The sequence below is a fragment of the Streptomyces sp. H39-S7 genome (genome assembly GCF_027158205.1).
In the GTDB taxonomy this organism is placed as follows: domain Bacteria; phylum Actinomycetota; class Actinomycetes; order Streptomycetales; family Streptomycetaceae; genus Actinacidiphila.
This window is the reverse complement of sequence record NZ_JAPVLU010000040.1, coordinates 33,937-47,119: the sequence shown is the minus strand read 5'-3', so window position 1 is coordinate 47,119 and position 13,183 is coordinate 33,937. Positions and strand designations below refer to the sequence as shown.

At 70.7% G+C, this 13,183-nt stretch carries 13 protein-coding genes; 6 read left to right on the top strand and 7 right to left on the bottom strand.

Features of this window, described 5'->3' with window-relative positions:
• Positions 1 to 23: 23 nt before the first annotated feature.
• From O3X23_RS31385 to O3X23_RS31360, 6 genes are all read left to right on the top strand, one after another.
• A complete protein-coding gene (locus O3X23_RS31385) occupies positions 24 to 326 on the top strand; it encodes an SCO5918 family protein (protein ID WP_443048036.1) in 303 nt (100 codons plus the stop codon).
• 161 nt (positions 327 to 487) lie between these two features.
• Positions 488 to 1,933: an endonuclease/exonuclease/phosphatase family protein gene (locus tag O3X23_RS31380; RefSeq protein ID WP_269275528.1), complete on the top strand. Its 1,446-nt coding sequence runs from the start codon at positions 488 to 490 to the stop codon at positions 1,931 to 1,933.
• The gene (locus tag O3X23_RS31375) at positions 1,930 to 3,906 is read left to right on the top strand and encodes a phosphocholine-specific phospholipase C (RefSeq protein ID WP_269275526.1); all 1,977 of its coding nucleotides are present in this window, start codon (positions 1,930 to 1,932) and stop codon (positions 3,904 to 3,906) included. Before O3X23_RS31380 ends, O3X23_RS31375 begins: the two co-directional genes overlap by 4 nt.
• A 68-nt stretch (positions 3,907 to 3,974) precedes the next feature.
• On the top strand, positions 3,975 to 4,463 hold the full coding sequence (locus O3X23_RS31370; RefSeq protein ID WP_269275524.1) for a GNAT family N-acetyltransferase: 489 nt from the start codon (positions 3,975 to 3,977) through the stop codon (positions 4,461 to 4,463).
• A 2-nt stretch (positions 4,464 to 4,465) separates the two neighbouring features.
• On the top strand, positions 4,466 to 5,266 hold the full coding sequence (locus tag O3X23_RS31365; RefSeq protein WP_269275522.1) for a GNAT family N-acetyltransferase: 801 nt from the start codon (positions 4,466 to 4,468) through the stop codon (positions 5,264 to 5,266).
• A gap of 125 nt (positions 5,267 to 5,391) precedes the next feature.
• Complete coding sequence (locus tag O3X23_RS31360) at positions 5,392 to 6,888, top strand: peptide MFS transporter (RefSeq protein ID WP_269275520.1); 1,497 nt, start codon at positions 5,392 to 5,394, stop codon at positions 6,886 to 6,888.
• 18 nt (positions 6,889 to 6,906) lie between these two features.
• Here the strand turns inward: O3X23_RS31360 and O3X23_RS31355 are convergent, their stop codons facing one another.
• The 7 genes from O3X23_RS31355 to O3X23_RS31325 all read right to left on the bottom strand — a co-directional run bounded on the left by O3X23_RS31355 (position 6,907) and on the right by O3X23_RS31325 (position 13,152).
• Complete coding sequence (locus O3X23_RS31355) at positions 6,907 to 7,539, bottom strand: TMEM175 family protein (protein WP_269275518.1); 633 nt, start codon at positions 7,537 to 7,539, stop codon at positions 6,907 to 6,909.
• 89 nt (positions 7,540 to 7,628) lie between these two features.
• Positions 7,629 to 9,053, bottom strand: a complete 1,425-nt coding sequence (locus O3X23_RS31350; protein ID WP_269275516.1) for a nucleobase:cation symporter-2 family protein — start codon at positions 9,051 to 9,053, stop codon at positions 7,629 to 7,631.
• 266 nt (positions 9,054 to 9,319) lie between these two features.
• The gene (locus tag O3X23_RS31345) at positions 9,320 to 10,693 is read right to left on the bottom strand and encodes an 8-oxoguanine deaminase (RefSeq protein ID WP_269275514.1); all 1,374 of its coding nucleotides are present in this window, start codon (positions 10,691 to 10,693) and stop codon (positions 9,320 to 9,322) included.
• A gap of 169 nt (positions 10,694 to 10,862) precedes the next feature.
• Complete coding sequence (gene pucL / locus O3X23_RS31340; protein WP_269275512.1) at positions 10,863 to 11,786, bottom strand: factor-independent urate hydroxylase; 924 nt, start codon at positions 11,784 to 11,786, stop codon at positions 10,863 to 10,865.
• Positions 11,787 to 11,793: 7 nt separating this feature from the next.
• Positions 11,794 to 12,180: a hydroxyisourate hydrolase gene (uraH, locus tag O3X23_RS31335; protein ID WP_269275510.1), complete on the bottom strand. Its 387-nt coding sequence runs from the start codon at positions 12,178 to 12,180 to the stop codon at positions 11,794 to 11,796.
• A complete protein-coding gene (gene uraD / locus O3X23_RS31330; RefSeq protein ID WP_269275508.1) occupies positions 12,177 to 12,731 on the bottom strand; it encodes a 2-oxo-4-hydroxy-4-carboxy-5-ureidoimidazoline decarboxylase in 555 nt (184 codons plus the stop codon). The genes uraH and uraD overlap by 4 nt, the downstream gene beginning before the upstream one ends.
• Positions 12,732 to 12,831: 100 nt before the next feature.
• Positions 12,832 to 13,152 (bottom strand): helix-turn-helix domain-containing protein, encoded by a 321-nt coding sequence (locus tag O3X23_RS31325; protein ID WP_269275608.1) that lies wholly within the window; start codon positions 13,150 to 13,152, stop codon positions 12,832 to 12,834.
• Positions 13,153 to 13,183: the final 31 nt, after the last annotated feature.

The window sequence follows — 13,183 nt, the reverse complement described above, 5'->3', positions numbered from 1 at the left end:
GTCCCTTCTGCCCTTGCTGAGGCATGATGATCCGCTGCACCATCGCTGGAGTCTCCTTCTATCTGCAGGCAAGCGAGGTGGAGCAGAAGATGAGCGGGATCAAGCCCGAACCCATCACCGGCGAGTCTGTGAAGATCGGTAACAAGACCTACCCCGTCAAGCAGGTGGGCGCGATCATCACCCGTCAGGATCCGCGCGATTTCAGCGCCGCCCAGATGGTCCGCGCGCTGGAGAAGCTCGAGTTCAAGTGCTTCCCGAAGCCCGCGCCCGCACCGCCCGCAGAGGTTCCGGACGTACTCCCGCAATCCCCTCCGTACTGGACCTGACGTCACCGGCGCGAGTTCCTCAGGACGCCCCTTCCCGGTCGTCCGGAGTTCTTGACGCGTGTGCCGCGGGCCGACTGAATAGCTCAAGTTGTTCAGCCAACTTGTGCAGCCCGGTCGGCCCGTGAGGCTGGCGTGCCCCCGGGCGGAGAGGAACCTCCCCCGTGCCACCCAGTACTCTCGCGCTCGCTTCCCCGTCCGACCCCCATGAGGGCGACCGCCTCACCTTCCACTGGGCCACCGACACGCCGGACGCCAAGAACTGGATCGGCGTCTACGACGGTGCCCGTCGGCCCGGCACCGGATCCTCCCTCGTGTGGAAGTACGTATCCGGGTCCTCCGGGGATGTCGTGCTCGACACCTCGACGCTGACCGGCGGCCCCTACACCGCGTACCTGCTGGCCAAGGACGGCTACGGCGTGCTGGCGCAGACCGCCGCCTTCTCCTTCCGCCCCAAGCCGGCCGCCCCGCGCCCGCACGCCGTCGTCGACGCGCTGACCACCGGGCCCGTCACCGCCGGCGGCGCCGTCCCCGTCCAGCTCGCCGGGCTGTGGATACGGCCGCCGGGCACCCCCGCCGGGAGCGCCGTGTTCAGCCGGACGGGCGGGGACTCCTGGCTGTCCGTCAGCGCCGCCGGCGTCGTGACGGGCACCGCCCCGGCCACCGCCCCCGCGCGGCCCGGTGTGCTGACCGTCGCCGTCAAGGACAGCGCGGGCGGCTCCGACACCCTCAGCGTCCAGGTCCCGGTGCGCGCCGCCATGGCCGCCCGGCGGCTGAAGGTGGCGTCCTGGAACCTGTGGGACGCGGGCACCCACATCGACGGCGCGCTGGAGAAGCAGTTGCGCACCGTCCTCACCCAGGGCCTGGACGTGCTGGCCCTGCAGGAGACCGGCGGCACCGCCGCCAGGGCGCTCGCGGACGCGCTGGGCTGGTTCGCGTACCAGTCCCCCGGCAGCCTCGGGGTCGTCAGCCGCTATCCGCTGTCCGCCGTGACGGCGCCGACCACCGCCCTCCCGGCCGCCGGCGTGACCGTGCAGCTCGCCGCGGGCCGCACCGTACGGCTGTGGGCCGCGCAGCTCGACGAGGGCGGTTACGGCCCCTACGCGGCGCAGGACGGAAAGACCGCCGCACAGATCGAGGCCGCGGAACAGGCGGGGGTCCGCTTCCGGCAGGCGCAGGCGCTGACCGCCGCGATGAAGGCCGATCTGGCCTCCGGAACCCCGGTGGTGCTGGCCGCCGGGCTCGCCTCCCCCTCGCACCTGGACTGGACGGTGGCCACCGCCGCGGCGCACAGCGGGGTGGGGCCGGTCGCCTGGCCGGTCACGGTGGCCCTGCAGCAGGCGGGCCTCACCGACGCCTACCGCTACGCGCACCCGAATCCGCTGACCTCGCCCGGAAACACCTGGTCGCCGGTGCGCAAGGTGCGCGGCAGCGGCCAGGAGCCGCAGGACCGTATCGACCAGGTCCGGTTCGCCGGCCCGCTGACCCTCGTCGAGGCGCACACCCTCGTCACCGGCTGGCCGCGGCCCGTTCCCGACACCGCCGCCAACGGCTGGCCCTCCGACTGCGCCGCCGCCGTCGCCACCTTCACCCTGGAGGCTTCCTCATGACGCCGCTGAGCCGCCGCTCCTTCGTCGGAGCCACCGCCGCCGCGGGCGCGGCCGCCACCGTCGGGCTGACCGGCGGCGCCGGAACGGCCGCGGCCTCCGCAGCAGCCGGGACCGCCCCCACCGGCACTCCCGCCGACGTCAAGCACGTGGTGATCCTGATGCAGGAGAACCGCAGCTTTGACCACTACTTCGGTGCCCTGAAGGGGGTCCGCGGCTTCGACGACAAGCAGGGGCTGCAGTTCCCCGGCGGCGGGGACGTCTTCCGCCAGCCCGACCCCGGCCGCAGCGACGGCAACGTGATGCTGCCCTTCCGGATGGACAGCACCAAGTACAACGCCCAGAACGCGGGCGGGCTCCCCCACGACTGGAGCAGCGGCCACCAGGCCATCAACGGCGGCGCCATGAACAAGTGGGTGGCCGCCAAGGGCGAGCGCTCGATGGGCTACTTCACCCGCGAGGACCTGCCCTACCAGTACGCCCTCGCCGACGCTTTCACCCTCTGCGACGCGTACTTCTGCTCGATGGCCGGGCCCACCGACCCCAACCGGCTCTACCTGTGGTCGGGAACGGCCGGCCCCGGCAAGGACGGCACGACCGGCCCCTGGATCGACAACACCCCGCTGCCCGAGAACCCGGTCGCGGACTGGACGACGTACGCCGAGCGGCTCTCCGCGCACGCGGTGAGCTGGCGCGTCTACCACAACCCGAGTCTCGACGAGCGGTACGGCGACTACGACGACAACGCGCTCGCCTACTTCGCGCAGTTCCACACGTTCGCGGCGGACGACCCCCGTTACGTCAACGCCATGACCAAGTGGGACCTGACCGCCTTCGACCAGCACTGCAAGGACGGCTCCCTGCCGACCGTCTCCTGGCTCGTCGCGCCCTACCTGTTCTGCGAACACCCCAATGCCAGCCCCGACTACGGCGCGCACTACGTCAACACGGCGCTGCAGTCGCTGATGTCGAACCCCGCGCTGTGGAGGAACACCGTCTTCCTCGTGATGTACGACGAGAACGACGGCTACTTCGACCACGTCGTCCCGCCGTCCCCCGAGCCGGGCACCGCCGAGGAGTTCGCCCAGGGCCGCCCGATCGGCCTCGGGAACCGGGTACCGCTGTGGGCCGCCTCGCCCTGGTCGCGCGGCGGATACGTCAACTCGCAGGTCTTCGACCACACGTCCGTACTGCGGTTCCTCGAAGTCGTCACCGGCGTCCAGGAACCGAACATCTCGGCCTGGCGGCGCTCGGTCTGCGGCGACCTGACGAGCTGCTTCGACTTCGCCCACCCCGACTACTCCGTACCGGCGCTGCCCGACACGGTCGCGCTGATGGCCAAGGCCGACGCCAACAAGTCACTGCCCGCGGTCAAGCTGCCCGCCACCGGCGCGCAGAGCATGCCGTCCCAGGAGCCGGGCACCCGCCCGCACCGGCCGCTGCCCTACCGCCCGTGGGCGGACGCCGTGGTCGACCGCGCCACCGGCAAGGTCGTCTGCACCCTGTCCAACACCGGCTCCACCGGCTTCCATTACACGGTCTATCCCAACATCGAGCTGGCGTTCTCCGGCACACCGTTCACCGTCGCGCCCGGCGCCTCGGCCGCCTACACCTGGGACGCGTCGCGCACCGACGGCCGCTACGACTTCACCGTGCACGGCGCCGACGGCTTCGTCCGCCGTTTCGCGGGCGCCGTCGTCCCGGCCGGGCAGGACGACGTGGCCGTTCCCGCCGTGCGGGCGGCCCTGCGCGGCACCTCCGTCGCGCTGACCCTGTCCAACGACGGCAAGGAGCCCGTCCTGTTCACCGTCGCCCCGAACGACTTCGGCGGCGCCGCCCGCACCGCCTGGGTGGACCCCGGCGCCACCGGCGAGATCGTGTGGCCCACCAGCGGGGGCCGCTACGACCTCACCGCCACGGCGGGCACCGGCACGCGCTTCGCCCAGCGCTACGCCGGGACGGTGCACCCGGTCTGACGTCGACCGGCCCGGGGCGGCCGAAAGTGACTGGCATTCGGCCGCCCCGTGCCCGCATGATGTCCGTCATGCTCATCCGAGATGTGACTCCTGACGACTGGCCCGAGATCTGGCCGTTCCTGCACGGCATCGTGGAGCGGGGGGACACCTTCACCTACCCCCGCGACCTGGACGAGGCCACCGCGCGCGACATGTGGATGCTGTCGGCTCCCTCGCGCACGGTGGTCGCCGTCGACACCGATGGGAGCGTGCTCGGGACGGCGAAGATGAACCGCAACCACATGGGCGGCTCCTCCCACATCTCCAGCGCCAGCTTCATGGTCGCCCCCGAGCACACGGGGCGCGGCGCCGGTCGGGCGCTCGCCGAGGAGGCGCTGCGCTGGGCGCGCGCCGAGGGGTACCGCGGGATGCAGTTCAACGCGGTCGTCGCGTCGAACGTCCGGGCCGTGGGCCTGTACGAGTCGCTCGGCTTCACCGTCCTCGGCACCGTCCCGGAGGGCTTCCTGCATCCGGACGAGGGCTACGTCGGACTGCACATCATGTACCGGGGGCTTTGACGATGGCCATCGGCGAACGCGCCCTCGCGTACCGCGACTCGTACGACGGGCAGCTCCGGGCCCGCGGGGTCCGGCGCGAGGCGGCGGAGCGGTCCGGCCCCGTCGTCCGGCAGGTCCTGGCGGGGCACGGCGGGCTCATCACCTACCGCGACCTCGGCGGGCTGGAGGGCGCGGAACTCGACGCGTTCATCGCCGCGCAGCGCGACCACTTCGCCGCGCTGGGCGAGTCCGTGGAGTGGAAGTACCACGGCCACGACCTGCCCGCCGACCTCCCCGAGCGCCTGACGGCCGCCGGGTTCACCGCCGAGGAGCGGGAGACGGTTCTGGTGGGCGAGGCCGCCGAGCTGGCCGCGGAACCCGCGCCGCCGCAGGGCGTGACGCTGCGCGAGGTCACCTCCCGGGCGGATCTGGAGCGGATCCAGGCCATGGAGGAGGCGGTCTGGGGCTTCGACCACACCTGGCTGCCGGACGCCCTGGAGCGGGAGTTGAACGGCGAGGGCGACCCGGCCGTGGTGGTCGTCGCCGAGGCGGGTGACGAGGTCGTCTCCGCCGCCTGGATGCGACTGCACACCGACACGGAGTTCGCGTCGCTGTGGGGCGGCTCCACCCTCGTCGCCTGGCGCGGCCGGGGCATCTACCGCGCGCTCGTCGCCCACCGCGCCCGACTCGCCGTGACGCGGGGGGTGCGCTACCTCCAGGTCGACGCGTCCGACGACAGCCGCCCGATCCTGGCCCGGCTCGGCCTGCTGCCGGTCACCACCACGACCCCGTACGTCTGGAAGCCGCCCGTCGCCCGTCCCTGACCTCTGCTGAGCCGACCGCGATCGGGGACCGCTGGAACGTCCTTGAGCCGTCCCCGATCGGACGCTGGCAACCTCACCGGACACACTGGCCGCGCTCCCGCCCGGCCCTGCCCGGAGGAGGTCCCATGGCGGCTCCCACCACGACGGCCACTGCGGGAGAGGAATCCGCCGCGCCCCCCGGCGGTACTTTCCTGGGCCGGCCCCGCTGGTTCACCACGCTCTTCGGCCTGGACATGTGGGAGCGCTTCAGCTTCTACGGGATGGCCGCGATCCTCTTCCTCTACGCCTCCGCCAGCAAGGCCGAGGGCGGCCTCGGCCTGTCCGAGGACACCGCCACCGCGCTGTTCGGCGTCTACCTGGCGACGGTCTTCCTCGCCTCGGTCCCCGGCGGCTGGCTCGGCGACCGAATCCTCGGCGCCCGCAAGGCCACCCTCTACGGCGGCGTCCTCATCGCGCTGGGGCACTGCTCGATGGCACTGCCCGCGGTGCCGACCGTCTACGTCGGCATGGGCCTGATCGCCGCCGGCACCGGACTGCTCAAGCCGAACCTGGCCACGGTGCTGGCCGCCTGCTACGCCCGCGACTCCCGGGCGGAACGGGACGCCGGATTCGCGATCTTCTACATGAGCATCCAGGTCAGCGCGGTCGCCGCGCCCATCGTGTGCGGCGCGCTCGGTGAGTCCGTCGACTGGCACCTCGGCTTCGGCGCCGCCGCCGTGGGGATGCTCCTGGGGCTGGCCCAGTTCCTGCGCGGCACCAAGTACTTCGGGGAGATCGGTCAGCACCCGGAACGGCCCGCGAGCCCGGAGGTGTGGCGCCGGGTGAAGCGCCGCACCGCCGTCGTCCTGACGGTACTGACCGTGGTGTACGGCGCGGACGGTGCCGCCGGCACGTTCGAACTGCGCCACGCGCTGGCGCTGGGCGGCCTGCTGTCCATCGTCCTGCCGGTGGTCTGCTTCCGCCGGCTGCTGCGCAATCCGGTGGTGACCGCACGCGAGCGGGAGCGGATCAGGTCCTACATCTGGCTCTTCCTGTCGGCCGCGTTCTTCTGGATGCTCTACATCCAGGGCAGCACCGTACTCAGCCTCTTCGCGAAGGTCGGCACGGACCGGACCATCGGCGGCTTCACCGTGCCGGCCAGCTGGTTCCAGTCGCTGGTGCCGCTGTTCATCCTCGCCGCCGCACCGGTCTCCGCCTGGCTGTGGGTCCGGCTGGGCGACCGGCTCGGCGCGCCCGCGAAGTTCGGCATCGGGCTGGGGCTGATGGGCGTGAGCCTGCTGCTGATGGCGGTGGCCACGGTGGTCGGCTCCGACGGCCACCTGGTGTCGCCGCTCTGGCTGATCGTGGCGTACGCGCTCCAGGCGTGCGGCGAGGTGGCGCTCGCCCCGGTGGGCATGAGCGTCACCACCGAGGTGGCGCCCAGGACGTTCGTCAGCCAGATGATCGGCCTGTTCTGGCTGGCGGCGGCCCTCGGCGCGGGCGTCGGCGGGCACGCCGTGCAGCTGTCCAAGACCAGCACCCCGGGCGCGGGTTACTACCTGGCGCTGGGCATCCCGGCGCTGCTCGCCGGCGCCGCGCTCATCCTCGGCAGCCGGAAGCTGCGCGGCCGCCTGGGGGTGTGACGGCCGGCCGGGGCCGCCTCACCCGTCGGCCCCGGCCACCGCCGGCTCCTGCTCACGCGTCGGGACGGGCACCTGGTTGAACGCGTAGTACACGGCGAGCGCGCCGTGCACCGCCAGCGTCAGCGGGGCCGAGACGAACGCCAGGCCGACCGTGACGGGGTAGACCACGGACCCGACGGCGAACCGCCGCCGGGTGGCCCGGGCTGCGGCGATGTCGACCCGGCCGTCAAACAGGTGACCGGTCCGTGTCAGGTGCCACCACAGCGCCTGGTAGGCCACCGCGTGGGCGACCATGAAGAGGCTGTAGACAGCGGCGGCCACGTGCGAGGCATGGCCGTCCCGCAGGTACTCGGCCATCAGCCCGGCCGGCCACGGCAGCGCGGCCACGCACATCAGCAACAGCAGGTTGAGGAAGAGCAGCGTGCGGTCGACGCGGGCGATGTACTGGAAGATCGTGTGGTGGTTGATCCACATGATGCCGATGATCAGAAACGTGACGGCGTAGGCGGCGTACGACGGCCACATCTCGCCGAGCGAGGACCACAGGTGGTCCCCCGCGTGCGGCGGGACCTTGATCTCCAGTACGAGCAGTGTGATCGCGATGGCGAACACCCCGTCGCTGAACGCCTCGACCCGACCCGACTCATTCATTCCCGTCCCCCTCCGAGTGCCGTGATCGGCACATCCTGACACGCGGAGGGGCGGCTCGGGATCGAGCTGCCCCTCCGTTCGCGGAGAGCTCAGTGAACGGTCAACGACCTTTCTGCTACGGCCTGTTGATCATCGGAGTCGGAGGCGGCGCCGACATCGATCCGCTCGTCCGGGTCCTCGGCGGCGGGCTTGCGGCCCAGGTGGTTGAAGGCGAGGTTGAGGACGACCGCGACCAGGCATCCGGTGCTGATGCCGGAGTCGAGGATGATCTTCAGGTGGTCGTTGAAGTGCGCGTAGAAGGTGTGTGAGACGACCGGGATGACGCCGACGCCGACCGAGGTGGCGACGATGAGCAGGTTGTTGCCGTCGGAGAGGTCCGCCTCGGTGAGGGTCTTGATGCCGCTGGCCGCGACCGAGCCGAAGAGCACGATGCCGGCGCCGCCCAGTACCGGCTGCGGTACGAGGGCGATGACGGAGGCCAGCGCGGGACACAGGCCGAGCAGGATGAGGATGCCGCCCGCGGCAGCGACGACGAAGCGGCTGCGGACCTTGGTGATGGCGACGAGGCCGATGTTCTGGGCGAAGGCACTGGCCATGAAGCCGTTGAAGACCGGGCTCAGGGCCGAGCCGAGGGCGTCGGCCCGGATGCCGGCGGCCAGCATCTTCTCGTCGGCCGGCTTGTCCACGATCTTGCCGAGGGCCAGGATGTCGGCGGTCGACTCCGTCATGCAGACGAGCATGACGACACACATCGAGATGATGGCCGCGATCTGGAACTCGGGCGCTCCGAAGTGGAACGGGTCGGGGAAGCCGACGAGACCCGCGTCCTTGATGGGGCTGAAGTCCGACTTTCCCATCGGGATGGCGAGCAGGGTGCCGAGCACCAGGCCGATGAGGATGACGATCTGCTGCAGGAAGCCGGTGAGCACCCGGCGCAGGACCAGGACGATGGCGAGCGTCGCGGCGGCGAGTGCGATGTTGGACACCGACGCGTAGTCGGGGGCGGTCGCCACCCCGCCCTGCGACCAGTTGATGGCGACCGGCAGCAGGGAGATCCCGATCAGGGTGATCACCGAGCCGGTGACGACGGGCGGGAAGAAGCGGACGAGTTTGCAGAAGTAGGGGGCGAGGACGAAGCCCAGTACCCCCGCGACGATGACCGCGCCGTAGATGACGGGCAGGGCGTGGCCGGGCTCCGCCGACTTGCCGATGGCGAGCATCGGGGCGACCCCGGCGAACGAGACACCGTTGACGAAGGGCAGCCGGGCGCCGATCTTCCAGATGCCGAGGGTCTGCAGGAGGGTGGCGAGGCCCGCGGTGAAGAGGCTGGCCCCCATGAGGAACGTGATGTCGGCGGTGGACAGGCCTATGCCCGCTCCGACGACAAGGGGCGGCGCCACCACCCCCGCGTACATCGCGGCCACGTGCTGCAGGCCGCTGGTGAGGAGCTTGCCCGGGGGCAGCGTCTGGTCCACGGGATGTACCGAATCCGAGTCCACGGATTGAGCGACCACGGTTCCTCCTGTCGGTTACGCGAAGCGCACTGCGGGTTTCAGGGAGGTGCATGTACGGGCCTGACATCAAGCAGAGGGGTGGTGGCGGCGGTGGTGGTACTTCGTCATGTGCGGGTACACAAAACGCCGCCCCCGGCGATCCGGGACCGACCGTGGTCCACGGGCCGGGGGCGGCGCTGCCGGGTCCGCGCGAACGCGGGACCGGCGGCCGGTCAGGGGCCGTCCCTCCCTGACCGGTTGCTCTGGGGAAACCTGGGCCGTGGGGCCTAGGCGAGGCCCGCGATCCTGGCCAGGCGCTGGGCCTGGACGCGGGTCAGCCGCGCGATGGCGTCCTCGTCGACCGTGGTGAGGTGGTTGTTCTCCACCACCGGCTTGCCGTTGATGAGCGACAGGGTGACCGGGGCGGCCGCTCCCATCACCAGCGCGGCGACCGGGTCGGCGATGGACGAGTGGCCGATGCCGTCCAGCTTCCACAGCACCAGGTCGGCGAGTTTGCCGGCCTCGATGGAGCCGATCTGGTCGGCGCGGCCGAGGACCTGCGCACCGCCGTACGTGCCCAGGCGCAGCGCCTGGCGGGCGTTGAGCGCCCGCTCCCCGCCGCCGAGGCGGTTGATCAGGAGCGCGTTGCGCAGTTCGGTGTGCAGCTCACCGGACTCATTGGAGGCCGTGCCGTCCACGCCGAGGCCGACCGGCACGCCGGAGGCGAGCATGTCCGGGACGCGGGCGATACCGGCCGCGAGGCGGGCGTTGGAGGAGGGGCAGTGCGCGACGCCGGTCTTCGTGCGGGCGAACGCGGCGATGTCGGAGTCGTTCATGTGGACGCAGTGCGCCATCCACACGTCGTCGCCGAGCCAGCCGGTGGACTCGAAGTAGTCGGTGGGGCCCATGCCGAAGAGTTCGTGGCAGAACTTCTCCTCCTCGACGGTCTCCGAGCCGTGGGTGTGCAGGCGGACGCCCTTGCGGCGGGCGAGCAGCGCACCCTCGCGCATCAGGTCGGTGGAGACGGAGAAGGGGGAGCACGGGGCGACGGCGATGTGCAGCATCGAGTCGAACGAGGCGTCGTGGTGCGTGTCGATGGCCTCCTCGGTCGCGGCGAGCGCGCCTTCGAGGGTCTCGACGGCGAAGTCCGGCGGCAGGCCGCCGTCCGACGCGCCGCGGTCCATGGAGCCGCGGGCGGCGGTGAAGCGGACGCCCATCTCCCTGGCGGCGCGGATCTCGGCGCCCAGCAGGTCGCCGGAGCCCTTGGGGAAGACGTAGTGGTGGTCCATCGCGGTGGTCACGCCGCCGCGGGCCATCATCGCCAGGGAGCCCTGGGCGGCCGCGTAGACCATCTCCTCGTCGATGCGTGCCCAGGTCGGGTACAGCTCGACGAGCCAGTTGAAGAGGTTGCTGTCCTGGGCGAGGCCCCGGGTCAGCCACTGGTAGAAGTGGTGGTGGGTGTTGACGAGGCCGGGGGTGACCAGATGGCCGGTGCCGTCGACGCGGCGGACGACGTTCTCCAGTCCCTGGGGGGCAGCGCCGGCGCCTACCGACTCGATGCGGTTGCCCGCGATGACGACATGGCCCGAGGCGTACTCGGTGTCGTTCGCGTCCACGGTGGCGATAGCGCAGTTCTCGATGACGATGCGCGGTGCTGCCATGGCAGTTCCTCGTGCTTCCTTCTCGATGGACGGGCCCGGGGGTCGAGCGGGGTGACGACCGGGCCCGCGGTGCTTCGTTGCGCAGATGCCCCCGCTCTCCCCCTGGTCCCCGCACCGGGGTGCGGGGACCGTGACGCCGGCGCGCGCGTCGGGGGACGAGGCAGACGTACTAGAGGTTGGTGAGATCCACCGGGATGCGGGCCTCGACACCGTCACGGAGGACGGTGCCCTCGATCAGGCCGTAGGGCCGGTCGGCGGCGAAGTACACCTCGTTGTCGTTCTTCAGGCCGAACGGTTCGAGGTCCACCAGGAAGTGGTGGCTGTTCGGGAGCGAGAAGCGGATCTCGTCGATCTCCGAACGGCTGTTGATGATGCGCGCGCCCATTTGGTAGAGCGTCTGCTGCAGCGAGAGGCTGTAGGTCTCGGCGAACGCCTGGAGCATGTGCTTGCGCGCCTGCTCGTAGGACTTCTCCCAGTTGGGCATGCGCTCGTCGTCACTGGTCCAGTTGTAGCGCCACTTCGCCGACACCTCGGTGCACAGGATGCGGTCGTACGCTTCCTTGAGCGTCGTGTACCTGTCCTTGACGAACCCCCAGAACTCCGAGTTGGTGGAGTTCATGACCTTCAGGTCCTTCAGGCCGGAGATGACCTCCCACTTCTCACCGTCGTAGGTGATCTGGGTGGTCCGCAGTTCCTGGTTGGTGCGGGCGAAGGAGTGGTTGACCTCATCGGCACCGATGAAGCGGGAGTTGCCGTCGCTGGTCGCGATGCGCTCCCAGCTGTACTCCTCGATCCGGATCCGCGCGACCTTGATCGGCTCCTGGCTGGTCACGAAGTGCCGGGCCAGGTGGATGCCGAACTGCTCGGCCGACTCGATGCCGTGTTCCTTCGCGAAGGCGTACACGGTGTTCTTGGTCGTGTCGGTCGGCAGCACGTTCGCGTTGCTGCCGGAGTAGTGGACCTCCTCCATGTCGCCGGAGAGGGCGACGGAGACGTTGAGGTCCTTGATGTGGTGGGTGTCGCCGTCCCGCGTGATCTTGACGACGCGGTTTTCCGCTTTGCCGTACTGGTTCTGGCCGAGAATCGTGGGCATGTCGGTGCTAGCTCCCTCGGTATACGGAGTAGCCGAACGGGTTGAGCAGCAGCGGTACGTGGTAGTGCTCACCCGGCTTGACGGCGAACGTGATCGCCACCTCCGGGAAGAACGCGCCGCTGTCCCTTGCGCGGGGGGCGTCCTGCTGTTCCTCGGCTGAGATGGTTGGTGCCGTGAAGTACTGCTCGACCGCGAAGTCGAGCCGTACGTGTGTGGTGCCTTCCGGCAGGGGCGGCAGGTCCTTGCAGCGGCCGTCGGCGTCCGTCGTGGACGCGCCGTGCGGCGCCCAGAGGTCGTCGACGCCGGTGCGGACCGACAGCTCCACGGGGACGGCCCCGGCGGGGCGGCCGACGCTGGTGTCCAGGATGTGGGTGGACACGGAGGTCTCCGTCATGACGGGTCTCCCTCTTCTGCGAGTTCTGCTGCGGGTTCATCCGCGGGTTCTTCCGCGAGTTCCTCCGCGAGGCGATTCAGCCGAATACGGTTGATCTTGCCCAGTTCGGCACGGACGATCTCGCGTTCGGTGTCCGTGTCGTTGCCGATCCGCTCCTTGAGGGCGGCCAGCATCTGGTCGCCGGTGCGTCCGGTGGCGCAGATCAGGAAGACGTGTCCGTGGGCGTCCTGGTAGGCGAGGTTCAGTTTCAGGAGCTCCTCGCGCACCGATTCCTGGACGCCGGCCTGCTCCCGCTCGGAGGTCGGGTCGCCCGGCTTGGGGCGGCCGATGGGCGGATGTCCGGCCATCGCCTCGCCGAGGTCGTCGGCGGTCAGTCCCGCCATGGCCGCGTCGCTCGCGGCGAAGAGCGCGTCGAGGTCCGGGTACGGCCGGCCGGCGGTCACCGCCGCGCCCCACGACCGGCTGGCGCACACCTCGTGCAGCAGTCCGGCCGCGTCGGACGCGGTGGCTGAGTTGAGCCGGGCGAGGCCCGGCGAAGCGCTGGAAGTCACAGCCGCAAGCTAAGAGCCGGGATCGGGCCACGTCAACACTTTGTTGAAAACTTCCCGTAACAAAGGTGGCCGCGAAGTTACGGGAGAGTCCGCTCGGCGGTCACTCGGCGGCCTTCGCCGCGTTCTCCCTGTTCAGGTAGTTGTAGACGGTGAAACGGCTCACGCCCAGGGCGGAAGCGACCGTCTCGACCCCGTGCCGCACGGAAAACGCGCCGCGCTCCTCCAGGATCCGGACGACGCCCTGCTTGTCCTTGCGGTTCAGCTCGGACAGCGTGCCGTGCCGGCGCTGGAGGTCGGCAAGAATGTGATCGAGCGAATCGGCCAGATGGGGCAGCCTGACGGCGAGCACCGCCTCGCCCTCCCAGCTGAGCACCACATCGTCGCCACGCGCCTGGTCCGGCGCGACGAGCTCGGCCCCCATGGCGTCCACCAGCGGCTTGACCGCATCGGCG

What these genes read in the sequence shown, in the direction of transcription:
- O3X23_RS31385 (WP_443048036.1), top strand. Translation starts at nt 24, where the DNA reads ATGATGATCCGCTGCACCATCGCTGGAGTCTCCTTCTATCTGCAGGCA.
- O3X23_RS31375 (WP_269275526.1), top strand. Translation starts at nt 1,930, where the DNA reads ATGACGCCGCTGAGCCGCCGCTCCTTCGTCGGAGCCACCGCCGCCGCG.
- O3X23_RS31370 (WP_269275524.1), top strand. Translation starts at nt 3,975, where the DNA reads ATGCTCATCCGAGATGTGACTCCTGACGACTGGCCCGAGATCTGGCCG.
- O3X23_RS31365 (WP_269275522.1), top strand. Translation starts at nt 4,466, where the DNA reads ATGGCCATCGGCGAACGCGCCCTCGCGTACCGCGACTCGTACGACGGG.
- O3X23_RS31360 (WP_269275520.1), top strand. Translation starts at nt 5,392, where the DNA reads ATGGCGGCTCCCACCACGACGGCCACTGCGGGAGAGGAATCCGCCGCG.
- O3X23_RS31355 (WP_269275518.1), bottom strand. Translation starts at nt 7,539, where the DNA reads ATGAATGAGTCGGGTCGGGTCGAGGCGTTCAGCGACGGGGTGTTCGCC.
- O3X23_RS31345 (WP_269275514.1), bottom strand. Translation starts at nt 10,693, where the DNA reads ATGGCAGCACCGCGCATCGTCATCGAGAACTGCGCTATCGCCACCGTG.
- pucL (WP_269275512.1), bottom strand. Translation starts at nt 11,786, where the DNA reads ATGCCCACGATTCTCGGCCAGAACCAGTACGGCAAAGCGGAAAACCGC.
- uraH (WP_269275510.1), bottom strand. Translation starts at nt 12,180, where the DNA reads ATGACGGAGACCTCCGTGTCCACCCACATCCTGGACACCAGCGTCGGC.
- O3X23_RS31325 (WP_269275608.1), bottom strand. Translation starts at nt 13,152, where the DNA reads ATGGGGGCCGAGCTCGTCGCGCCGGACCAGGCGCGTGGCGACGATGTG.